Source organism: Modestobacter sp. VKM Ac-2977 (genome assembly GCF_026968045.1).
GTDB lineage: Bacteria > Actinomycetota > Actinomycetes > Mycobacteriales > Geodermatophilaceae > Modestobacter.
On record NZ_JAPVBQ010000003.1, the window covers coordinates 626,742 to 648,936 of the forward strand.

General features: G+C 73.6%; 22 protein-coding genes. 13 read left to right on the forward strand and 9 right to left on the reverse strand.

Going from position 1 to position 22,195, the window contains the following annotated elements; genetic code table 11:
- Window position 1: 1 nt before the first annotated feature.
- From purQ to O2V63_RS15840, 3 genes are read left to right on the forward strand one after another with little or no spacing between them, the layout of a single operon-like run.
- Window positions 2–673, forward strand: coding sequence for a phosphoribosylformylglycinamidine synthase subunit PurQ (purQ, locus tag O2V63_RS15830; protein ID WP_269168516.1), 672 nt, complete (start codon window positions 2–4; stop codon window positions 671–673).
- Window positions 670–2,991, forward strand: a complete 2,322-nt coding sequence (purL, locus tag O2V63_RS15835) for a phosphoribosylformylglycinamidine synthase subunit PurL (RefSeq protein ID WP_269168517.1) — start codon at window positions 670–672, stop codon at window positions 2,989–2,991. The genes purQ and purL overlap by 4 nt, the downstream gene beginning before the upstream one ends.
- Window positions 2,992–3,035: 44 nt before the next feature.
- Window positions 3,036–3,446 (forward strand): sterol carrier family protein, encoded by a 411-nt coding sequence (locus O2V63_RS15840; RefSeq protein WP_269168518.1) that lies wholly within the window; start codon window positions 3,036–3,038, stop codon window positions 3,444–3,446.
- A gap of 139 nt (window positions 3,447–3,585) precedes the next feature.
- On the opposite strand, the gene O2V63_RS15845 is transcribed toward O2V63_RS15840, so the two are convergent.
- Complete coding sequence (locus O2V63_RS15845; RefSeq protein ID WP_269168519.1) at window positions 3,586–3,735, reverse strand: MFS transporter small subunit; 150 nt, start codon at window positions 3,733–3,735, stop codon at window positions 3,586–3,588.
- A complete protein-coding gene (locus tag O2V63_RS15850; protein WP_269168520.1) occupies window positions 3,732–5,150 on the reverse strand; it encodes an OFA family MFS transporter in 1,419 nt (472 codons plus the stop codon). Before O2V63_RS15850 ends, O2V63_RS15845 begins: the two co-directional genes overlap by 4 nt.
- 240 nt (window positions 5,151–5,390) lie before the next feature.
- Between O2V63_RS15850 and O2V63_RS15855 the strand changes: the two genes are divergently transcribed.
- The 4 genes from O2V63_RS15855 to purM all read left to right on the forward strand — a co-directional run bounded on the left by O2V63_RS15855 (window position 5,391) and on the right by purM (window position 9,792).
- Complete coding sequence (locus O2V63_RS15855; RefSeq protein WP_269168521.1) at window positions 5,391–6,491, forward strand: S-(hydroxymethyl)mycothiol dehydrogenase; 1,101 nt, start codon at window positions 5,391–5,393, stop codon at window positions 6,489–6,491.
- Window positions 6,488–7,096: an MBL fold metallo-hydrolase gene (locus tag O2V63_RS15860; RefSeq protein ID WP_269168522.1), complete on the forward strand. Its 609-nt coding sequence runs from the start codon at window positions 6,488–6,490 to the stop codon at window positions 7,094–7,096. The genes O2V63_RS15855 and O2V63_RS15860 overlap by 4 nt, the downstream gene beginning before the upstream one ends.
- Before the next feature lie 75 nt (window positions 7,097–7,171).
- Entirely contained in the window at window positions 7,172–8,731 is a 1,560-nt protein-coding gene (gene purF, locus O2V63_RS15865) for an amidophosphoribosyltransferase (RefSeq protein ID WP_269168523.1), read from the forward strand.
- Window positions 8,728–9,792, forward strand: coding sequence for a phosphoribosylformylglycinamidine cyclo-ligase (gene purM / locus O2V63_RS15870; protein ID WP_269168524.1), 1,065 nt, complete (start codon window positions 8,728–8,730; stop codon window positions 9,790–9,792). The genes purF and purM overlap by 4 nt, the downstream gene beginning before the upstream one ends.
- A 123-nt stretch (window positions 9,793–9,915) precedes the next feature.
- Here purM and O2V63_RS15875 read toward each other — a convergent pair whose 3' ends face one another.
- Entirely contained in the window at window positions 9,916–10,131 is a 216-nt protein-coding gene (locus O2V63_RS15875; RefSeq protein WP_036336377.1) for a DUF3073 domain-containing protein, read from the reverse strand.
- A 199-nt stretch (window positions 10,132–10,330) separates the two neighbouring features.
- Window positions 10,331–11,386, reverse strand: a complete 1,056-nt coding sequence (locus tag O2V63_RS15880; protein ID WP_269168658.1) for a Glu/Leu/Phe/Val family dehydrogenase — start codon at window positions 11,384–11,386, stop codon at window positions 10,331–10,333.
- 286 nt (window positions 11,387–11,672) lie between these two features.
- Between O2V63_RS15880 and O2V63_RS15885 the strand changes: the two genes are divergently transcribed.
- From O2V63_RS15885 to O2V63_RS15900, 4 genes are all read left to right on the forward strand, one after another.
- Entirely contained in the window at window positions 11,673–12,656 is a 984-nt protein-coding gene (locus O2V63_RS15885; protein WP_269168525.1) for a sugar ABC transporter substrate-binding protein, read from the forward strand.
- Between the two features lie 173 nt (window positions 12,657–12,829).
- On the forward strand, window positions 12,830–13,714 hold the full coding sequence (locus tag O2V63_RS15890) for an ABC transporter permease (protein WP_269168526.1): 885 nt from the start codon (window positions 12,830–12,832) through the stop codon (window positions 13,712–13,714).
- Window positions 13,711–14,520: an ATP-binding cassette domain-containing protein gene (locus tag O2V63_RS15895; RefSeq protein WP_269168527.1), complete on the forward strand. Its 810-nt coding sequence runs from the start codon at window positions 13,711–13,713 to the stop codon at window positions 14,518–14,520. The genes O2V63_RS15890 and O2V63_RS15895 overlap by 4 nt, the downstream gene beginning before the upstream one ends.
- 151 nt (window positions 14,521–14,671) lie before the next feature.
- The gene (locus O2V63_RS15900; RefSeq protein WP_269168528.1) at window positions 14,672–15,991 is read left to right on the forward strand and encodes a M23 family metallopeptidase; all 1,320 of its coding nucleotides are present in this window, start codon (window positions 14,672–14,674) and stop codon (window positions 15,989–15,991) included.
- Between the two features lie 80 nt (window positions 15,992–16,071).
- Here the strand turns inward: O2V63_RS15900 and O2V63_RS15905 are convergent, their stop codons facing one another.
- Window positions 16,072–16,542, reverse strand: a complete 471-nt coding sequence (locus tag O2V63_RS15905; RefSeq protein ID WP_269168529.1) for a hypothetical protein — start codon at window positions 16,540–16,542, stop codon at window positions 16,072–16,074.
- A 66-nt stretch (window positions 16,543–16,608) separates the two neighbouring features.
- On the opposite strand from O2V63_RS15905, the gene O2V63_RS15910 reads away from it, so the two are divergent.
- Complete coding sequence (locus O2V63_RS15910) at window positions 16,609–17,475, forward strand: MBL fold metallo-hydrolase (RefSeq protein WP_269168530.1); 867 nt, start codon at window positions 16,609–16,611, stop codon at window positions 17,473–17,475.
- Window positions 17,476–17,508: 33 nt separating this feature from the next.
- Complete coding sequence (gene mftG, locus O2V63_RS15915; protein WP_269168531.1) at window positions 17,509–19,125, forward strand: mycofactocin dehydrogenase MftG; 1,617 nt, start codon at window positions 17,509–17,511, stop codon at window positions 19,123–19,125.
- Window positions 19,126–19,139: 14 nt separating this feature from the next.
- On the opposite strand, the gene O2V63_RS15920 is transcribed toward mftG, so the two are convergent.
- The 4 genes from O2V63_RS15920 to O2V63_RS15935 all read right to left on the reverse strand — a co-directional run bounded on the left by O2V63_RS15920 (window position 19,140) and on the right by O2V63_RS15935 (window position 22,135).
- Window positions 19,140–19,799, reverse strand: a complete 660-nt coding sequence (locus tag O2V63_RS15920) for a hypothetical protein (protein ID WP_269168532.1) — start codon at window positions 19,797–19,799, stop codon at window positions 19,140–19,142.
- On the reverse strand, window positions 19,799–20,419 hold the full coding sequence (locus O2V63_RS15925; protein ID WP_269168533.1) for a hypothetical protein: 621 nt from the start codon (window positions 20,417–20,419) through the stop codon (window positions 19,799–19,801). Before O2V63_RS15925 ends, O2V63_RS15920 begins: the two co-directional genes overlap by 1 nt.
- Window positions 20,420–20,517: 98 nt before the next feature.
- On the reverse strand, window positions 20,518–20,727 hold the full coding sequence (locus O2V63_RS15930) for a hypothetical protein (RefSeq protein ID WP_269168534.1): 210 nt from the start codon (window positions 20,725–20,727) through the stop codon (window positions 20,518–20,520).
- Window positions 20,728–20,962: 235 nt separating this feature from the next.
- Window positions 20,963–22,135 (reverse strand): 4-hydroxybenzoate 3-monooxygenase, encoded by a 1,173-nt coding sequence (locus O2V63_RS15935; RefSeq protein ID WP_269168535.1) that lies wholly within the window; start codon window positions 22,133–22,135, stop codon window positions 20,963–20,965.
- Window positions 22,136–22,195 lie beyond the last annotated feature (60 nt).

Sequence of the window (22,195 nt, forward strand, 5' to 3'; positions counted from 1 at the left end):
AGTGCGCATCGGTGTCATCACCTTCCCGGGTTCCCTGGACGACGTCGACGCCGCACGCGCCGTGCGGCTCGCCGGCGCCGAGCCCGTGTCCCTCTGGCACGGCGACCACGACCTGAAGGACGTCGACGCCGTCGTCCTGCCCGGCGGGTTCTCCTACGGCGACTACCTGCGCGCCGGGGCGATCGCGGCGCGCTCGCCGCTCATGCAGGACGTCGTGGCGGCGGCGCACGGCGGCCTGCCGGTGCTGGGCATCTGCAACGGCTTCCAGGTGCTGTGCGAGGCCGGGCTGCTGCCCGGGGCGCTGACCCGCAACAGCCACCTGCACTTCCGCAACCGCGACCAGGGGCTGCTCGTCGAGCGGGCCGACACCGCCTGGACGACGGCGTTCCAGCAGGGGCAGCGGATCGTCGTCCCGGTGAAGAACGGCGAGGGCCGCTACGTGGCCGCCGACGCCGACCTGGACCGGCTGGAGGGCGAGGGCCGGGTGGTCGTGCGCTATGTCGACGGCAACCCCAACGGCAGCTCCCGGGACATCGCCGGGGTCACCAGCGCCGACGGACGGGTGGTCGGGCTGATGCCGCACCCGGAGCACGCGGTCGAGGACCTCACCGGTCCGAGCACCGACGGCCTGGGCTTCTTCACCTCTGTGCTCACCGCGATGGTCGCCGCGTGAGCGCCACCGAGGGCCTCTCCGAGCTGGACACCGCCCCGGGCCGGACGAACCGGCTGGACACCGTCGCGCTGGCCACCCGGCACCCCGACGACGCGCAGCCCTACGCCGAGCTGGGGCTCAAGGACGACGAGTACACCCGGATCCGGGAGATCCTCGGCCGCCGGCCGACCACCGCCGAGCTGGCGATGTACTCGGTGATGTGGAGCGAGCACTGCTCGTACAAGTCGTCGAAGGTCCACCTCCGCCGGTTCGCCGACCTGCCGAAGAGCGACGCCCTGCTGGTCGGCATGGGCGAGAACGCCGGCGTGGTCGACGTCGGCGAGGGCTACGCGGTCACCTTCAAGGTCGAGTCGCACAACCACCCGAGCTACGTCGAGCCCTACCAGGGCGCGGCGACCGGCGTCGGCGGCATCGTCCGCGACATCCTCACCATGGGCGCCCGCCCGATCGCCGTCATGGACTCGCTGCGCTTCGGCCGCGCCGACGCCCCCGACACCGCCCGGGTGCTGCCCGGCGTGGTCGCCGGGGTCGGCGGCTACGGCAACTGCCTGGGCCTGCCCAACATCGGCGGCGAGCTGCTCTTCGACGACTGCTACGCCGGGAACCCGCTGGTCAACGCCCTGTGCGTCGGCGTGCTGCGGCACGAGGAGCTGCAGCTGGCCAAGGCCGAGGGCACCGGCAACAAGGTGGTCCTCTTCGGTGCCCGCACCGGCGGCGACGGCATCGGCGGCGTCTCGGTGCTGGCCAGCGAGACCTTCGACGCCGAGGGCCCGGCCAAGCGCCCGGCGGTGCAGGTCGGCGACCCGTTCACCGAGAAGCTGCTGATCGAGGCCTGCCTGGAGATCTTCGCCGCCGGCCTGGTCACCGGGATCCAGGACCTCGGCGGCGCCGGCATCTCCTGCGCCACCAGCGAGCTGGCTGCGGCCGGTTCCGGCGGCATGGCGATCGACCTGGACGCCGTCCCGCTGCGGGACTCCACGCTCACCCCGGCCGAGATCCTGATGAGCGAGTCCCAGGAGCGGATGTGCGCCGTCGTCGAGCCGGGCAAGGTCGACGAGTTCCTCGCCGTCTGCGCCAAGTGGGACGTGCTGGCCACCGTCATCGGTGAGGTCACCGACGGCGACCGGCTCACCATCGACTGGCACGGCGAGCGGATCGTCGACGTCCCGCCGCGCACGGTCGCCCTGGAGGGGCCGCGCTACGAGCGCCCGATGGCCCGCCCGGCCGACCTGGACGCGCTGCAGGCCGATGTCCCGCCGTCGTCCTCGGCCGACCTGCGGGCCGACTGGCTGGCGATCGTCTCCAGCCCGGACGGCGCGGACAAGAGCTGGGTCACCGAGCAGTACGACCGCTACGTGCGGGGCAACACCGTGCTCGCCCAGCCGGAGGACGCCGGCGTCCTGCGGATCGACGAGTCCAGCAACCTGGGCATCGCGCTGTCGCTGGACGGCAACGCCCGCTATGCCCGGCTGGACCCCTACACCGGCGCCCAGCTGAACCTGGCCGAGGCCTACCGCAACGTCGCCGTCTCCGGTGCCAAGCCGCTGGCGGTCACCAACTGCCTGAACTTCGGCTCCCCGGAGAACCCCGAGGTGATGTGGCAGTTCACCGAGGCCGTCCGCGGCCTGGCCGACGGCTGCCGCGAGCTCGGCCTGCCGGTCACCGGCGGCAACGTGAGCCTCTACAACCAGACCGGGGACGTCGCGATCAACCCCACCCCGGTGATCGGGGTGCTGGGCGTGCACGCCGACGTCACCCGGCGGGTGCCGACCGGCTGGCGGACCGCAGGCGAGGCCGTGCTGCTGCTGGGGGAGACCCGGCCGGAGTTCGGCGGCTCGGCCTGGGCCGCGGTCGTCCACGGCCACCTGGGCGGGCTGCCGCCCCGGCTGGACCTGCCCGCCGAGCGCGCGCTGGGCGAGGTGCTCACGGCCCTGGCGGCCGACGGGCTGGTCAGCTCGGCGCACGACCTGGCCGACGGCGGGCTGGCGCAGGCGCTGACCGAGTCGGCGCTGCGGTACGGCACCGGTGCCCGGCTGGCCGTCCCCGGCGACCCGACGGCGGCGCTGTTCGGCGAGTCGGTGGCCCGCGTCGTCGTCACCACCGCCGACCCGGCCGCGGTGCGCGCGGCGGCCGAGGCGGCGGGCGTGCCGGTCACCGAGCTCGGCACGACGGGCGGCGACGCCCTGGTGCTGGACGGTCTGCTGGAGCTGCCGCTGGCCGAGCTCCGGGCGGCGTGGACGGCGACCCTGCCGGCGCTGTTCGGCAGCCCGGAGGTCGCGGTGGGCACCGTCCCGGCGGGCACCGTCCCGACGAGCTGACCTCGTGTCCGCTGTGCTGGCTCCGCGCTGATGGCCCCGGTCTGATGCCCGGCGCCGCGCCGATCTCGGCGGAGGACCTGCGGGCGGCGCTCGCCCCCACGGCCGGCTGGCTGGCCGGGGAGGCCGAGCAGCCGCCCCGCGCGGTGCTGGGGGCTGCGGTGAAGACCTCGGCGCGCTGGCTGGCCCAGCACGTGCCCGGGCGCTCGGTCGAGCTGCGGGTGCCGCCGTTCGTGGCGGTGCAGTGCGTGCCCGGGCCGCGGCACACCCGCGGCACCCCGCCCAACGTGGTCGAGACCGACGCCGCCACCTGGCTGCGGCTGGCGACCGGCGCCCTGTCCTGGGCCGAGGCGGTGGGGGAGGGCAGGGTCAGCGCCAGCGGCAACCGCGCCGACCTCTCCGAGCACCTCCCGCTGCGCGCGGTCCGATCCGCCGGGCCACCCCTCCCGCCCTGTTGATCATCGGCGAACGGCTGCCCGCCACGCCGGTGGGCGCCGCCGTCCGTCGATGGTCAACTGCGCTGGTGGGTGGCCCCTCGACGACAGCGCCCCTCCTGCCGGTGGCAGGAGGGGCGCTGTGCTGCGTGGTGCGGGTGGATCAGCCGCCGAAGAGCGCGCTGGCCGCCTTCACCGTGTTGTACAGCCCGTAGGCGAGCGGGACGCCGACCAGGGCCCAGGCGAAGGCGACCAGGGCGGTCGGGGTGTGCGTGGTGGCCTTCTGGTCACCTGCGTGCTGGGGGGTGCTCATCGCGAGAGGCTCCGATCTCCGGTGGTGGACGCCGTGGTGGGGGCGTCGGTGTTCTTCGGCTCGAACCACTTCTCGGCGACCGGCTTGATCATCAGGTTGGCGATGAAGCCGACGGCCAGCAGGCCGACCATGATGAACAGCGCCGGCCGGTAGTCACCGGCGGTGAGCTGACCCGGCGTGCCACGGGCGTCGAGGACGCCGTTGATGATCAGCGGGCCGGCGATGCCCGCGGCCGCCCAGGCGGTCAGCAGCCGGCCGTGGATGGCGCCGACCTGGTAGGTCCCGAAGAGGTCCCGCAGGTAGGCCGGCACCGTGGCGAAGCCACCGCCGTAGAACGAGATGATGATCGCCGCGAGGATCACGAAGACCCAGGTGGCGGTGCTGCCGACGGTGGCCAGCAGGACGTACAGCACCAGGCCGACACCCAGGTACACCATGTAGATCGGCTTGCGGCCGATGTAGTCCGACGTCGTGGACCACACGAAGCGGCCGGCCATGTTGAACAGCGAGAGCAGACCGACGAAGCCGGCGGCCGTCGCGGCGACGACCGTGGAGGTCTCACCGTTGCGGAAGAAGTCCTGGATCATCGGGGCGGCCTGCTCGAGGATGCCGATGCCGGCGGTGACGTTGCAGAACAGCACCGTCCACAGCAGCCAGAACTGCGGGGTCTTGATGGCGTTGTTGGCGGAGACGTTCTCCGTCGTCACCAGGGACTTGGCCTTGACCGCGGACGGGTCGAAGCCGTCGGGGCGCCAGTCGGGTGCCGGGACCCGGACGATGAACGCGCCGAACATCATGAAGACCAGGTAGACCAGGCCCAGGGTGACGAACAGCTGGGCGACGGCCGCACCCGTCGGCGTGGTGCCGACGGTGCCGTCGTAGGTCGGGTCGTACCAGTTCATCAGCTGGCGGGACAGCGGCGAGGCGATGAGCGCGCCACCACCGAAGCCCATGATCGCCATGCCGGTGGCCAGGCCCGGCCGGTCCGGGAACCACTTGATCAGCGTGGAGACCGGGGAGATGTAGCCGATGCCCAGCCCGATGCCGCCGAGGACGCCGTAACCGAGGTAGACCAGCCACAGCTGCTCGGTGGAGATGCCGAGGGCGCCCACCAGGAAGCCGGCGGACCAGAAGCACGCGGCGGTGAACATGGCCGCGCGCGGGCCGTTCTTGTCCACCCAGGTGCCGAAGACGGCGGCGGAGAGGCCGAGCATGACGATGGCGATCGAGAAGATGATGCCGATCGCGGTCAGGCTGGACTCGAAGTGCGAGACGAGCGCGGCCTTGTAGACGCTGGTCGCGTAGGCCTGGCCGATGCACAGGTGCACGGCGAGCGCGGCGGGCGGGATGAGCCACCGGTTGAAACCCGGGCGAGCGATGATGCGCTCCCGGGCCAGGAAGCTGGGTACTGCCACGGAACGACCTCCGAGGAACGGGAACGGCGCGCCCGGCCGGGCGCAACCCGATCGTGGTCTGTCCACAGGTGTGACACAGATCCCGCGACCGCAGCGCACCGTACGACGGTGTGACGATCCCGGCTGCACGGCGGCCCCCTCCAGGGTGAGGCCGAGACCAATTCGTTGCACGCGCAACCGTCGTTTCCACGGTGCGGGAGCGGGGCGCGGACCGGCGGCGTCGTTCCCTAGGCTGGCGACATGCCGTACGAGGTCAAGGGCGTCGTCGCCCTGAGCAAGGGTGCTCCGGTCACCATCGAGACGATCATCGTCCCCGACCCGGGGCCGGGTGAGGCGGTGGTCGACGTCCAGGCGTGCGGGGTCTGCCACACCGATCTGCACTACCGGGAGGGCGGGATCAACGACGAGTTCCCGTTCCTGCTGGGCCACGAGGCGGCCGGCGTGGTCTCCGCGGTCGGCGAGGGCGTCACGAACGTGGCCGTCGGCGACTACGTGGTGCTGAACTGGCGCGCGGTGTGCGGGGAGTGCCGGGCCTGCGCCAAGGGCAAGCCCTGGTACTGCTTCAACACCCACAACGCCGCGCAGAAGATGACGCTGGCCGACGGCACCGAGCTCTCCCCGGCGCTGGGGATCGGCGCGTTCGCCGAGAAGACGCTGGTCCACTCCGGGCAGTGCACGAAGGTCGATCCGGCGGCGAAGCCGACCGCGGCCGGGCTGCTGGGCTGCGGCGTGATGGCCGGCGTGGGTGCGGCGATCAACACCGGCGGGGTCGGCCGCGGCGACTCGGTCGCCGTCTTCGGCTGCGGTGGCGTCGGTGACGCCGCGATCGCCGGCTCCCGGCTGGCCGGTGCGGGCACGATCATCGCCGTCGACATCGACGACAAGAAGCTCGAGTGGGCCAAGGGCATGGGTGCCACGCACACGGTCAACTCCGCCGAGACCGACGCGGTCGAGGCCATCAAGGCGCTCACCGGCGGGTTCGGGGTCGACGTCGCGATCGACGCCGTCGGGCACCCGGCGGTCTACGAGCAGGCGTTCAACGCCCGCGACCTGGCCGGCACCGTCGTCCTGGTCGGCGTGCCGAACCCGACGATGACGATCGAGCTGCCGCTGATCGAGGTCTTCGGCCGCGGTGGCGCGCTCAAGTCCTCCTGGTACGGCGACTGCCTGCCCAGCAGGGACTTCCCGATGCTGATCGACCTGTACCTGCAGGGCCGGTTCGACCTGGACGCCTTCGTCAGCGAGACGATCGGCCTGGAGGACGTCGAGTCGGCCTTCGACAAGATGCACGCCGGTGAGGTGCTGCGCTCCGTGGTCGTGTTCGAGGGGGCCGGCCAGTGAGGGCCCGGGTCGAGCAGGCCGTCGTCAGCGGGGTCTTCAGCCTCGACGGGCAGGACTTCGACGTCGACAACAACGTCTGGTTGGTCGGGGACGACGACGAGGTGCTCGTCATCGACGCGCCGCACGACGCCGCCCCCATCGTCGAGGCGATCGGCGGCCGCCGGGTGACCGGGATCGTGCTCACCCACGGGCACAACGACCACATCACCGCGGCGGTCGCCCTGCGCGCGGCCACCGGGGCACCGATCTGGCTCAACCCCGCGGACCGGATGCTCTGGGACGTCGTCCACCCCGATGCCGAGCCCGACCACGACCTGGTCGAGGGCACCCGGTTCGGCGTGGGCGACGTGCAGCTGCACGCGCTGCACACCCCCGGGCACTCCCCGGGCAGCACCTGCCTGCACGCGCCCGACCTGCGCACCGTCTTCACCGGCGACACGCTGTTCTGCGGTGGTCCCGGGGCCACCGGGCGGTCGTTCAGCGACAAGCCGACGATCCTGCGGTCCATCACCGACCGGCTGATGACGCTGCACGGTGACACGGTGGTCAGGACCGGTCACGGCGACGACACCACGATCAACGCCGAGCTGGGCAACATCGCCTAGTCGGTCCCCCGTCGTCCCCTCCCGAGTGAGCGGTCCCACCCGGGAGGGGACGACGAAGCCGGTACGCTCGCACCCGTGCCTCGCGGTGATGGACGGCTGACGCACGACCTCGATCCCCAGGACCCCGGTCCCCAGGACGCCTGTGGCGTCTTCGGGGTCTGGGCGCCGGGGGAGGAGGTCGCCAAGCTGACCTACTTCGGCCTGTACGCCCTCCAGCACCGCGGTCAGGAGGCGGCCGGGATCGCGGTGTCCGACGGCTCCTCCGTCGTGGTCTACAAGGACCTAGGCCTGGTCAGCCAGGTGTTCGACGAGCCGACGCTGGGCAGCCTCCGCGGTCACATCGCCGTCGGTCACGCCCGGTACTCCACCACCGGGGCCTCCACCTGGGAGAACGCCCAGCCGACGTTCCGCACCACCGGGGCGGGCACCGGTCTGGCGCTGTGTCACAACGGCAACCTGGTGAACACCGCCGAGCTGGCCAGCGCCGCGGCCGACGAGGGTGTGGCCGGGGCGTTCGTCGCCACCAACGACTCCGACCTGGTCACCTCGCTGATCGCGGCCAAGCCCGACATGTCGGTCGAGGCGGCGGCGATGGAGGTGCTCCCGCGCCTGCGGGGGGCGTTCAGCTTCACCTTCATGGACGAGGACACCCTCTACGCCGCGCGTGACCCGCAGGGCGTGCGACCGCTGGTCCTCGGCCGGCTGGAGCGCGGCTGGGTCGTCGCCAGCGAGACGGCGGCGCTGGACATCTGCGGCGCCTCCTTCGTCCGCGAGGTCGAGCCCGGTGAGCTGATCGCCATCGACGAGGACGGGCTGCGCAGCCAGCACTTCGCCCCCTCGGACCCCAAGGGCTGCGTCTTCGAGTACGTCTACCTCGCCCGGCCGGACACCACGATCTCCGGCCGCGGCGTGCACGCCGCCCGAGTCGAGATCGGCCGCCGGCTGGCCAAGGAGCACCCGGTCGAGGCCGACCTGGTCATCCCGGTGCCCGAGTCCGGCACGCCGGCCGCGGTCGGGTACGCCGAGGCCTCCGGGATCCCCTACGGCCTCGGCCTGGTCAAGAACTCCTACGTCGGGCGCACCTTCATCCAGCCCAGCCAGACGATCCGGCAGCTGGGCATCCGGCTGAAGCTGAACCCGCTGCGCGACGTCATCCGGGGCAAGCGCCTGGTGGTCGTCGACGACTCGATCGTGCGCGGCAACACCCAGCGGGCGCTGATCCGGATGCTCCGTGAGGCCGGCGCCCTCGAGGTGCACGTGCGGATCGCCTCCCCGCCGGTGAAGTGGCCGTGCTTCTACGGGATCGACTTCGCCAGCCGGGCCGAGCTGGTCGCGAACGGTCTGGACGTCGACGGCGTCCGGGCCTCGATCAACGCCGACTCGCTGGGGTACGTCTCCGAGCAGGGGCTGATCGCGGCCACCGAGCAGCCGGCCAACCGGCTGTGCACGGCCTGCTTCACCGGCGAGTACCCGATCGCGCTGGGCCAGCCGGAGGTGCTGGGCAAGCACCTCCTCGAGGGGATCGGCCGCCGGGCGCTGACCGAGGAGGCCTCCGCGGTCACCGGGTGGACCGGCCAGCAGGCCGGCAGCCCGATGGTCCCCGGCGGTGCCGACGACGCGCTGAGCCGGCCGTGACGGCCCATGAGGGCGAGCTGACCTACGCCGCCTCCGGCGTCGACATCGACGCCGGCGAGCGAGCGGTCACCCTGATGCGCGCCGCGGTGGAGAAGACCAACCGCCCGGAGGTCGTCGGCGGCCTGGGCGGGTTCGCCGGGCTGTTCGCCCTGGACACCGCCAAGTACCGCAAGCCGCTGCTCGCCTCCTCGACCGACGGGGTGGGCACCAAGATCGCGCTGGCCCGGGCCCTGGACCGGCACGACACCGTCGGGATCGACCTGGTCGCCATGGTCGTCGACGACCTGGTCGCCTGCGGTGCCGAGCCGCTGTTCCTGCAGGACTACGTCGCCTGCGGTCGGGTCGTGCCGGAGCGGATCGCCGCCATCGTGACCGGGATCGCCGAGGGCTGCACGCAGGCCGGTGCCGCGCTGGTCGGCGGGGAGACCGCCGAGCACGGAGACCTCATGGGTGCCGACGACTACGACCTGGCCGCCACCGCGGTCGGGGTCGTGGAGGCCGACGCCGTCCTCGGGCCGGAGCGGGTGCGCGCCGGTGACGTCATCGTCGCCATGGCCTCCTCCGGGCTGCACTCCAACGGCTACTCGCTGGTGCGCCGGGTCGTCGACCGGGCGGGGCTGGACCTGACCGGCACCCCGGCCGGCCTGGGGCGCCCGCTCGGGGACGAACTGCTCGAGCCCACCCGCATCTACGCCCGCGACTGCCTGGCGCTGGTGGAGCAGCTGGGCGTGGAGACGGTGCACGCCTTCGCCCACATCACCGGTGGAGGCCTGGCCGGCAACACCGTCCGCGTCGTCCCGGCCGGGCTGGAGGCGGTGCTGGACCGGAGCACCTGGGCGCTGCCCGCGGTGGTGCGGCTGCTGGAGGAGCACGGCGTCCCCCGCGCGGAGTCCGAGCGGGCCTTCAACTGCGGCGTCGGCATGGTGGCCGCGGTCGCGCCCGAGCACGCCGACCGGGCGGTCGACCAGCTCCTCGCCCGCGGCGTCCCGGCCTGGGTCGCCGGCACGGTCGGGGCGCACGACGGAGAGGCCTCGGCGCGGCTGGTCAGCTCCTACCGCTGACGGAGGGCCTCCGGCCCCACCGCGCGCGTGTGGCGGGACCTGCCGGGGGCAGGACGCGCGGCGACACCGCTCCTCCCGGAGGAGGAGCGGTGTCGCCGCGCTACAGAGGGCTGGGTCGCCGGTTCAGCGGCTGGCAGCCCAGTCGTCGTCTTCGTCGTCCTGCGACCAGCTCCCGACGTGCGTGTCGTCCTCGTCGTCGTCCTTCGGCCCCCGAGAGGGGAATGACGACGGCTGTCCAGCCAGTTCGCGCTGGAGGGCAGTGAGGTCGGTGTTGGGTGAGCTGTACTTGAGCTCACGGGCCACGCGTGTCTGCTTGGCCTTCGCTCGGCCGCGCCCCATGGCTCGACCCCCTCGTGACGGAGTGCGGGTCGTCTCCAGCACTGGGCTGGACGGCCCGTGTGGCGACCCCGACTGAGTGACTGTGTCCTTGGCCGAGCTTACGACACGGATCGGTCACGGGCACGCAGCCCACCCCCCGGCTGCCTCATCCGGAGGTGGATGTGACCGGTGTCTCACCCGATTCGGCTGCAGTGGCCGGTCATCGGGGCAGGCGGATGGTCGCCAGCCGCCCCACCGAGCTCATCCGCTCCTCGGCGAGTCGATCGGCGGCCACGGCCGGGGAGACGCCCTCGGCGTCGGCCGCGGCGAAGACCCGCAGGGCGACGTCGAAGATCGAGGTCGTCTTCGACTCGGCCCGGGGGAAGGAGAAGCCGTGCCGCTCGTCCTCGACCTGGATCACGCCGCCGGCGTTCACCAGGTAGTCGGGGGCGTAGAGGACGCCACGGCCGCGCAGCAGCTCGGCGGTGCCCGCGTGGGCCAGCTGGTTGTTCGCACCGCCACAGACGATCTCGGCGGGCAGCACGGCCACGGTCTCGTCGTCCAGGGCGCCACCGAGGGCGCAGGGGGCGTAGACGTCGTGCGGCGTGCGCACCAGGGTCGCGGTGTCGGCGACCGCCTGCACCGTGGAGTGCCGGGCCCGGACCCGGGCGACCGCGGCCGGGTCGACGTCGGTGACGACGACGGACGCGCCGTCGGCCACCAGCCGGTCGACCAGCCAGCTGCCCACCTTGCCCACCCCGGCGACGGCGACGGTGCGACCGGCCAGGGTCGGGGAGCCCCAGCGGTGCTGGGCCGCGGCGCGCATCCCCTGGAAGACGCCGAAGGCGGTGAGCACCGAGGAGTCGCCGCAGCCGCCGAAGGCCTCGGACCGGCCGTGGGCGAAGCGGGTCTCCCGGGCCACGACGTCCAGGTCGGCGTTGTAGGTGCCGACGTCGCAGGCAGTGAGGTAGCGCCCGCCGAGGCTCTCGACGAAGCGCCCGTAGGCGCGCAGGAGAGCCTCGGTCTTGTCGGTGTGCGGGTCGCCGATGATGACCGCCTTGCCGCCACCCAGGTCGAGGCCGGCCAGGCTGTTCTTGTAGGCCATCGCCTTCGACAGGGCGAGCGCGTCGGCCACCGCGGCCTCCTCGGAGGCGTAGGGGAAGAAGCGGGTGCCGCCCAGTGCCGGGCCGAGCGCGGTGGAGTAGACCGCGATCACCGCGCGCAGCCCCGACCCGGGGTCGGAGCAGAAGACGACCTGTTCGTGCCCGGAGCCCATCACGTCCACGACCGGCAGCCTAGGCAGCCGCACGCCCGTCCGCCGCGTGCGCGCGCCCCCGCGGGGGCGCTGCTGCCGCTCCGCGGACGGTGCAACGGCAACGACCGGGTCTCGACGAGGAGGTCCGTGCCGTGTCCGCCCGCTGCGGCGGGCATGATCAGGGGTGGACCAGAGGCGCCGGCCGACCCCGGTGCCGCACACTCCTCCGGGGGCCCGAGTCGGGGCCGACCGGTGGAGGACACCAGCGGGGCATCGCAGCGCCGCCACACAGGAGGACACGCACACGATGGCTCGACCCAAGCGGCTGCTCGCACTCGCCCTGGCGGCACCCCTGTTGCTGAGCGCCTGCTCCACGGAGAACTCCGGTGGTGGCGACGAGGGCGGGGACGGCGGTGGCACGGCCGCCTCCGGCGACCTCGACTTCGCCGTCGTCACCCACGGGGCGGCCGGTGACGCCTTCTGGGACGTGGTGCAGAACGGTGCCGAGGCCGCCGGGGAGGACCTCGACGTCGGCGTCGACTACCAGAGCGACGGCGACCCGCAGCGGCAGTCCCAGCTGATCGAGGCCGCGGTCAACCAGGACGTCGACGGCATCGTGGTCTCCATGGCCAACCCGGACGCGCTCGAGGACTCGATCAGCGCCGCGACGGAGGCAGGCATCCCGGTGGTGACGATCAACTCCGGCGCCGACCGATCCGCGGAGTTCGGCGCGATCGGGCACGTCGGGCAGGACGAGACGATCGCCGGCATCGGCGCCGGGCAGCGGCTGGCCCAGGACGGCGCGACGAACGTGCTGTGCGTTGTCCACGAGCCGGGCAACATCGGCCTCGAGCAGCGGTGCGACGGCGCCTCCCAGGGTCTGGGCAGCGACGTGCAGCTGCTGCAGGTCGACATCAACGACCTGCAGGCGGCCCAGTCGACGATCACCTCGCAGCTGCAGAGCGACCCCTCGATCGACGCCGTGCTGACGCTGAACTCCGCCGTCGCCTCGGTGGCCGCCTCGGCCGCTGCCGACGCCGGTTCCGACGCCGCGATCGCCACCTTCGACCTCAACGCCGACGTCATCGCCGCGATCCAGGACGGCACGATCTCCTTCGCCGTCGACCAGCAGCAGTACGAGCAGGGCTACCTGCCGATCGTGATGCTCCAGCTGTACGCCGAGAACCTCAACACCGTCGGGGGCGGCCAGCCGGTGCTGACCGGCCCGGGGATCGTCGACGCGGAGAACGTCGACGAGATCGCCGACCTCGCCTCGGCAGGGACCCGCTGAGCGCGACCCGGGAGGCGCCCGTCGACGGGCCGGCCCGCGCCGACGAACGCGTCGCCCGGGTCAGTCCGTGGCGCCGGCTGCTGGTCAAGCCCGAGCTCGGCTCGCTCATCGGGGCCGTCGTCATCCTGGGCTTCTTCTCCGCCCAGTCCGACGTCTTCCGGTCGCTGGCGGGGGTGGCCAACTGGCTGGACGTGGCCTCGGTGCTGGGGATCATGGCGGTCGCCGTCGCGCTGCTGATGATCGGTGGGCACTTCGACCTCTCGGCCGGGGTGATGACCGGGACCACGGCGCTGACCGTGGGCATCGTGGCGGTGGAGCTGCAGCAGAACATCTGGGTGGCCATCGCCGCAGCTCTGGTGCTGGCCCTGGGCATCGGCGCCTTCAACGGCTGGCTGGTCACCCGCACCGGCCTGCCCAGCTTCATCATCACGCTGGGCACGTTCCTGATGCTGCAGGGGCTGAACCTGGGGCTGACCAAGCTGTTCACCGGGACGGTCATCGTGCGCGGGATCGCCGACGCCCCCGGGTACCACTCGGCCGAGCTGGTGCTCGCCTCCACGGTCGACGTCTTCGGGCAGCCGTTCCGGATCGCCGTCCTCTGGTGGCTGCTGGTCACGGCGGTGGCCAGCTGGGTGCTGCTGCGCACCCGCTTCGGCAACTGGGTCTTCGCCACCGGCGGTGACGAGATCGCCAGCCGCAACGTCGGCGTCCCGGCTCAGCGGACGACGATCGTGCTGTTCATGACCACCGCCACCGCCGCCTGGCTGGTCGGGTCGATCACCGCCGTGCGGCTCACCTCGGTGCAGGCCAACACGGGCACCGGGCAGGAGCTGATCTACATCGTCGCCGCGGTGATCGGCGGCTGCCTGCTCACCGGCGGCTTCGGCTCGGCCATCGGCGCGGCACTGGGTGCGCTCATCTTCGGCATGACCCAGCAGGGGATCGTCTACCTGAACTGGGACGCCGACTGGTTCTACTTCTTCCTCGGGGCCATGCTGCTGCTCGCGGTGCTCACCAACCGGCTGGTCCGGCGCTACGCCCAGGCGGCCCGGCGATGAGCACCGCGACCGACGCGCCCGGGGGCGCCCCGCTGCTGGAGCTGCGCGGCATCGGCAAGGACTTCGGCTCGGTGATCGCCCTCGAGGGCATCTCCACCAGCGTGCGCGCCGGCCAGGTCACCTGCGTGCTCGGCGACAACGGCGCCGGCAAGTCGACGCTGATCAAGGTGCTCTCCGGCGTGCACCGGCCGACCCGCGGCGAGCTGCTGCTGGACGGCGAGCCGGTGGACTTCGGTGCGCCGCGCGACGCGCTGGACGCCGGCATCGCCACCGTCTACCAGGACCTGGCGATGATCCCGCTGATGTCCATCTGGCGGAACTTCTTCCTCGGCTCGGAGCCGACGACCGGGTGGGGCCCGTTCCGGCGGTTCGACCGAACGACCGCCAAGGAGGTCACCCGGTCGGAACTGGCGGCGATGGGCATCGACATCCGCGACCCCGACCAGCCGGTGGGCACGCTGTCCGGCGGGGAACGGCAGTCGGTGGCGATCGCCCGGGCAGTGCACTTCGGGGCGCGGGTGCTGATCCTGGACGAGCCGACGTCGGCGCTGGGCGTCAAGCAGGCCGCCGTGGTGCTGCGCTACATCGCCCAGGCGCGGGACCAGGGACTCGGCGTCGTCTTCATCACCCACAACCCGCACCACGCGCACCCGGTGGGCGACCGCTTCCTGCTGCTCAACCGTGGCCGGAGCATGGGGGACTTCGCCAAGGGCGAGGTGACGCGGGAGCAGTTGACCGACATGATGGCCGGCGGGGACGAGCTCACCCGGCTCGCCGAGGAGCTGGGGCAGCCGGGCGGCGCCTGAGCAGTCGAGTCGACATGATGACCGGACCGGGGGACGACCGAACGACTTCATGACGGCTCGTGGTTGCTGCGCGTGTTGACCGTGTGACTCGTGGTGCGACTGGGACGCTCGCTGAGCCCACCCGTCCATCCCTCTTCCCCAGGGAGCGACCATGACGCAGCACGTGCGGCGCCCGGCCACGGCGGCCGTCCGCCGGGTCCGCGCCGGACGCCGCCGGCCGTCCCGACTGCTGGCCGGTGCGCTGACCGCAGCCGTCGCGGCCGTGCTGGTCGGGGCCGGCGGCGGCATCGCGCACGCCGAGCCGGTGAACCCGAGCGACGAGCAGCTCACCGGCGCCCAGACGGCGCAGGACGTGGCCGCGGCCGAGGTCGGCCGGATCGCCGGGCAGGTCGCAGCCACCGAGGCCCAGCTGGAGCAGGTCCAGGTGCTGGCCGAGGCAGCCGGCACCGCCTACCTCGCGGCGGAGGAGGCCCGGGTGCTGGCCGAGGCCGCCGCGGCCCGGACGGCGGAGCAGCTGCAGGCCGCGGCCGACGCCGTCACCGCCGCGCAGACGCGGATCGCCGAGTTCTCGCGGGACACCTACAAGAACGGCGGCGAGCTCACCAGCGAGATGGCCCTGCTGGACGTCGGTGGGCCGGCCGAGCTGGTGCAGAAGGCCGCCATGCTGTCCTACGTCGGCGACCACCAGGTCGACGTCCTGGGCGTGATGGAGCAGGCCAGGGTGCAGCAGGCCCAGGCCGATGCGGCCGCCCGGGCGGCCCGGGACGAGAAGGTGGCGGCCGAGGCGGCGGCCGAGGGGGCGCGGGTCGAGGCCGAACGGCAGCTGGCCAACCAGCAGTCGGTGTACACCCAGGTGACCGCGGAGAAGGCGGCGCTGGACCAGCAGCTGCAGGACGCCCAGGTCCAGCTGCTCACGCTCCAGGGAGCGCGCAACGCCTACCAGGTGTGGCAGCAGCAGAAGGCGGCCGAGGAGGCCGCGGCCCGGCTGGCTGAGGAGCGGGCCCGGGCACAGGCGCTCGCCGACGACCAGCAGGCGCTCCAGGCGGACGCCGAAGCCGCCGGGTCCGGCTACGCCCGGCCGACCGTCGGCATCACGAGCAGCTGCTTCGGAGCACGCTGGGGGGTCACGCACTTCGGCGTCGACATCGGCGCCCCCATCGGCACGCCGGTGCGCGCCGCCACCGCCGGGGTGGTCCAGCGGGCGGGGCCGGCGACCGGCTTCGGGCTGGCGGTCTACCTCCGCGGGGACGACGGCGCGATCACCGTGTACGGCCACGTCAACCGGTACTTCGTCCGCGCCGGGGAGCGGGTCGCGGCCGGTGAGCAGATCGCCGAGGTGGGCAACCGCGGTCAGTCGACCGGGCCGCACCTGCACTTCGAGGTGCACCCCGACGGAAAGATGCACAGCGGCCAGGTCGACCCGGTGCCGTGGCTGCGTGCCCGGGGCATCACGATCCGCGGCTGCGGCTGACCCGGGCGACGACGGCCCGGCACGGACGCACTGCGGCCCGGCACCCTGGGGAGGGGGCCGGGCCGCGGTGCGTCGTCGGCTCAGGCGTTGTCGCAGTTCTCCGTGAGCCAGGCGTCCAGCCGGGTCTGGGCGTCGGTCGCCCCGGCCTCGAGGCCGGCGAGCTCCTCCTCCACGCTGGCCTGCCCCTCGGGGGTGGTCAGGTCGACGTCGGCGACGGCCTCCCGCACGCCGGTGAACGTCTGGACCAGGACGTCCCAGTCGGCGCTGATCTCGGCCGGCGGGTCCAGCTGCTCCAGGTCGGCGATGGTCTGGTCGAGCGACTCCTGCTGGGTCAGGCCGGCGTCCGGGGGTGCGGTGAGCACGGTCTCGGCCTCGGCGCAGAACGCCTGCACCTCCTCGTCGGAGGTGGTCGCGGAACTGCTGGCGCTGCTGGAGCTGCTGGCGGTCGACGTGGCGTCGGGCTGCTCGTCGTCGCTGCCGCACGCGGCCAGCAGGACGACGGCGGCTGCGGCGGAGAGTCCGGCGCGGAACGGGGTGGTGAGAGCGCGCATGCGCTCGACGGTAACCGCTCCCGGTGGCGGGCATCCGGGCCCGCCGGGCCCGCTACCGTGCTGCCCGTGACCGCCCCCGTCGACCCGCGGACCAGCTGGGCGCTGCCCGCACCCGGCACGATGGCGCCGGTCGCGGACCCCGAGCCCCTGGTCACCCGGGTGCTGGCCCCCAACCCCTCGCCGATGACGCTGGACGGCACCAACACCCACCTGGTGGGCGAGCCGGGATCGGGCCAGGCCGTCGTCGTGGACCCCGGGCCGGACGACCCCCGGCACCTGGCCGCGGTCGAGGCCGCGCTGACCGCCCGGGACGCCCGGGTGGTGGCCGTGCTGGTCACCCACCACCACGCCGACCACGCCGAGGCGGCGCTGCCGTGGGGGCGGCACTTCGGTGCGCCGGTCGCTGCGGCCACCGCCGAGGTCGCCGGCCCGGGCGGCCGGTTGCTCCGGGCGGGAGAGCGGCTGCAGCTGGCGGGCACGACCCTGGACGTCGTCCCGACACCCGGGCACACCGCCGACCACCTGGCCTTCCGGCTGGCGTCGGGTGCCGTGCTGGTCGGCGACCACGTGCTCGGCCGGGGCACCTCGGTGGTCACCCACCCCGAGGGCGACGTGCTCGCCTACCTCGAGTCGCTGCGCCGGGTGCACGATCTGGGGCCCGCGGCGCTGTACTGCGGCCACGGGCCCGAGCTGACCACCGACCCCGGGGCGGTGCTGCGGTTCTACCTGGCGCACCGGGCGTACCGGGAGCAGCAGCTGCTCGACGCCCTCGTCGAGGGGCCCCGGACGGTCGAGGAGCTGGTCGCCGTCGTCTATGCGGCCGTGCCGGAGGCCGTCTGGCCGGCCGCCGCCCAGTCGACCCGGGCCACGCTGGCCAAGCTGGTCACCGAGGGCCGGGTCGAGCCCGACGGGGACCGGGTGCGGCTGGTCTGACCCCGCCCCGGTCGCCGTCCTAGGGTCCCTGGGGTGGAGCTGACGGGGGAGTGGGACGTCGTGGTCGTCGGTGCCGGGTCGTCGGGCTGCGCGCTGGCCGCCCGGCTGGTCGACGCCGGCCGGCGGGTCCTGGTCCTGGAGGCCGGCGCCGACCACCCGCGCCCCGAGGACTTCCCGGCGACGATCCGGGACGCCGCGACGATGGGGGCCGCGACCCCTGGCCACCCCGCCAACTGGGAGCTCACCGGAGAGCTCACCGACGACCTCCGCTGGCCGGTGCCGCGGGGGAAGGTGCTGGGCGGTTCCAGCGCGCTGAACGGGACCTACTTCATCCGGGCCACCCGGGCCGACCTGGACGGCTGGGCCGCCGCGGGCAACGACCTGTGGTCGGCCGACGCGCTCCGCCCGGCCTTCGTCCGCTGCGAGAGCGACGCCGACTACGGCGACCGCCCCGGCCACGGCTCGACGGGCCCGCTGCCGGTCACCCGGGTGCACCGGTCGCACCCGGTCACCGACGCCTTCGCCGGTGCCTGCGACGCGCTGGGCTTCCCGGCTGAGCCGGACAAGAACGCCGACGGCACACCCGGGCACGGGCCGGTGCCGTTCACCGTCGCCGACGGCGTGCGGGTCAACACCGCGATGGCCTACCTGTCCCCACGCCGGGAGTCCCCCGACCTCACCGTCGTCGGCGGGGTGCGGGTCACCCGGGTGCTGGTGGAGCAGGGGCGGGCGGTGGGCGTGCAGACCGACCGCGGCCCGGTGCGCGCCGCAGAGGTCGTGCTGTCGGCCGGCGCCGTCGGCTCCCCGCACCTGCTGCTGCTCTCCGGGATCGGCCCCGCCGACCACCTGCGGGCCACCGGCGTCGACGTCGTCGCCGACGTGCCCGGGGTGGGTCAGGGGTTCAGCGACCACCCCGACGTCTACGTGACCTACCGGCCGGCCCGGCGCACGCCGATGCCCCGGGAGCTGCTCCCGCTGGCCACCGCGCTGAACACCGCCGACCACCTCGAGGTCATGCCGTGGCTCAAGCCGTTCCGGCAGGTGATGTTGGCGCGGTCCTCGGGCCCGGCGCTGTCCGGCGTCACCGAGGTGCTGCGCCGGCCCGCGGCGACGCTGCGGGCACTGCGGGGCGCCTCGGTGTCCCGGCTGCTGGACTCCGCCCGTCGGCGGGACGACCTCTACCTGGCGGTGGCGCTGCAACAGGAGGAGAGCCGCGGCCGGATCAGCCTGACCAGCGCCGACCCGCTGGTGCAGCCACGGATCCAGTACCGCTACCTGACCGCGGACGCCGACCGGCGACAGCTGCGGGCCGGCGTCCGGCTGGCCGCCGAACTGCTGCGCACCCCCGCCTTCGCCCCGCTGGTCGCCGAGCGCACCGGCCTGCCCGACGCCGTCCTGGCCGACGACCGGGAGCTGGACCGGTGGACCCGGGCCCACCTGGCGACCGCGGTGCACCTGGCCGGCAGCGCCCGGATGGGGCCGGCCACCGACCCCGGGGCGGTCGTCGACCAGCGCCTGCGGGTGCGGGGGGTGGCGGGCCTGCGGGTGGTCGACACCTCGGTGATGCCGACGGTGCCCTCGCGTGGACCGGCGGCGACGGCCGTGGCGATCGGCGAGCGGGCCGCCGAGCTGATGACCGGTGCCCGCTGAAGAGGGCGGCGGGTTCAGCGCTGGGCGTCGGCCACGGCGAGGGACCGGTCCAGGTAGACCGCGTTGCCGGACAGCAGCCGGTGCATCTCCCGGAACGACCGGTCCAGCACCGCGGCGGGATCGGTGTCCGCCGGGTCCGGGTCCGGCGCCTGCCCGGCCATCTCGGCCAGCCCGACCGACGCGTCGGCCAGCGTCGGCCACAGGTGGGCCCACTGCCAGAACTCGTAGGTGGCCGGCCTCACCAGCGCTGACGCGGGCGTGCCGAGCAGGCCGATGCCGTCGACGCCCGGCCGGTCGGGCGGCTCCCCCAGCCCCAGCAGCAGTGACTGCACCCGGTGGGTGCGGGCGAACTCGGCGGCCGACTCGCTGCCGGGGACGAGCTCGGCCACCAGTCCGCGCTCGATCAGCGTGTCGAGCACGAGGTCGCAGTCGGGGACGCCGGCCTCCTCGGCTGCCTCGCGGACTGCGGTGCGGGTCCACGGGACGCCGTCCCGCACCCGGCTGGGCACCCCGTGCGTCAGCGTCCACACGTCGGCGGTGGTCTGGTCGCCCAGCAGCGGGCTGTCCCAGCCCAGCCGGACCACCCAGTAGCTCGGCGGTTCCCCGCGGTGCTGGTGGAAGGCCCCCATGGGGTGACCGAGGGGGAAGACGAGCGCCTCGTCGGAGGGGGGCATCAGCTCACGGCCCAGGTGTCCAGGTGGACGGCGTTGGGGGTGAGGAGCCGGTGCAGGTCCTCCAGCAACGACGTCAGCAGCGCGTCGGGATCGGTGGCGAGGGTGTCGGCGATGCCCACCCGAGCGGCGGTGGCCGCAGCGCCCTCGCAGGCCCGCCAGAGGCTGGTCTCCATGTGCGCCCACTCGAACAGGTCGTAGGCGGCGGCCGACAGCACGGCGAGCGGGCGGCCGGGCAACCCGACCGCGTAGGCGTCCGGCGCGGCGGCGCTGTTCCCCAGGCCCAGCACCAGGGGCACCATCCGGACCCGCCGGGCCAGGTCGCGGGCCGACTCGGTGCCGGGCGCGGCCAGGGCGACGAGCCCCTGCTCCTGCAGCCGGTCCAGCCGCTGCGCGCAGTCGGGGACGCCGACCGACTCGGCCTGCGCGGCCAGCGCATCGGGGGTCCACGGGCGCGGCACGTGGTCGGCCGGCCCGTGCGCCATGGCCCAGACCCCGAACTCGGCGGAGGTGAGGCTGTGCAGGGCTGCGCCGACCCGGACGTCGAACTGGTCCACGGCCGCGCGGACGCCGATCAGCTGACCGATCGGGTAGACCTGCAACGCGGTCGAGTCGCTGGTCATCGCAGGCGAGCCTAACCGGGGTCGGATGTCCGACGCCGGGCCGCCGGGTCGGTGGCGGCCGGCCCCGAGCGCCCGGGGAGGCAGCCGCCCAGGTCAGCTCAGCGGACGGCGCGGATCTGGGTGCTGGTGGTCGACAGCGGTGCCCACGGGTCGGGGTGCGGCTGCCCGGTGTCGTTCACCCAGCCCGGCGCGCGGGTGCCCGTCGTGCTGCCCCGGGTGGCCGGGCGGGCGGACAGGTGCACGATCAGGGAGAGCAGGACGAGCAGCCCCACGAGCACGCCGGCGATGGTCAAGAGCGTCGAGAGCATGCTGCTGAAGCTAGTGGTGCGGACTGGTCCGTGTCCGGCGTTGCACTGGGCACAAGTAGCCGAAGTCGATCACCAGATGCGGGAAGTCTGACAGTGGATGTCGACATGTCGACCGCAGTTGGACGATCCGGCCCGGCAGAGTCTGCCAGTGCACGCGGTTCCGCGACAGCCCGGCCCCAGCGCCATCCCGACCCCCGACCACCAAAATCTTGGTGGTCGGGGGGCGGGGGCGGCCTCAGGCGTCGAGGGGGAGGCCGGTGTAGTTCTCGGCCAGCTCGCGGGCGGCGGCCTCGGACGAGCAGACCCGGCGGAGCTGGGAGAGCTGCAGCTCGGCGTCGAAGTCGTCGCCGGAGCGGTGCAGCATCGAGGTCATCCACCAGGAGAAGTGGGTGCAGCGCCAGACCCGGGCCAGCGCCCGGTCGCTGTAGCTGTCGACCAGGTCGGTCTGCTTCTCCTGCAGCAGGCGGACCAGTGCGGTGGCGAGCAGCGTGACGTCGGCGACGGCGAGGTTGAGGCCCTTGGCGCCGGTCGGCGGGACGATGTGCGCGGCGTCGCCGGCGAGGAACAGCCGGCCGCGGCGCATCGGCGCGCTGACGAACGAGCGCATCGGCAGGATGGACTTCTCGCTGACCGGCCCGGTCTCCAGCTCCCAGCCGTCGAGGGCGAACCGGGTGGACAGCCCGTCCCAGATCCGGTCGTCGGACCAGTCCTCGATCTTCTCGTCCGGGTCGACCTGCAGGTACAGCCGCGACACCGACGGCGAGCGCATCGACAGCAGCGCGAAGCCGTCGGGGTGCCAGGCGTAGACGAGCTCGTCCTCCGAGGGGGCGACGTCGGCCAGGATGCCCAGCCAGGCGTAGGGGTAGGTGCGCTCCCACAGCCGGCCGGAGGTGCCGGCGGTGACCACCGGGCGGGAGACGCCGTGGAAGCCGTCGGTGCCGGCGATCACGTCGCACTCGAGCACCTGGGGCACGCCGTCGGCGTCGGTGAACCGGATGCGGGGACTGTCGGTGTCGACGTCCTCGGGGGTGACGTCGGAGACCTCGAACAGCAGCGGCGGGCCGTCGTCGAGCTGGGCGGCGATGAGGTCCTTGGTCACCTCGGTCTGCCCGTAGACCCACACCTTGCGGCCGCACAGCTCGGGGAAGTCCAGGTGGTGCCGGGTGCCGGGGTACTGCAGGAAGATGCCGTCGTGCGGCAGGCCCTCGCGCTGCAGCCGGTCGCCGATGCCGGCGTCGATCAGCGTGGAGACGGTGTGCTGCTCCAGGATGCCGGCCCGGATCCGCGCCTCCACGTAGCCGCGGGACCGGTTCTCCAGGACGACGGTGTCGATGCCCTGCAGCTGCAGGAGCCGGGACAGCAGCAGCCCCGCCGGGCCGGCTCCGATGATCCCCACCTGGGTGCGCATCGCCCGAGTGTGACCCCGGCCGCCGACCTCGGGCGACCTCCCTCTCCCGCTGGGCGGAAG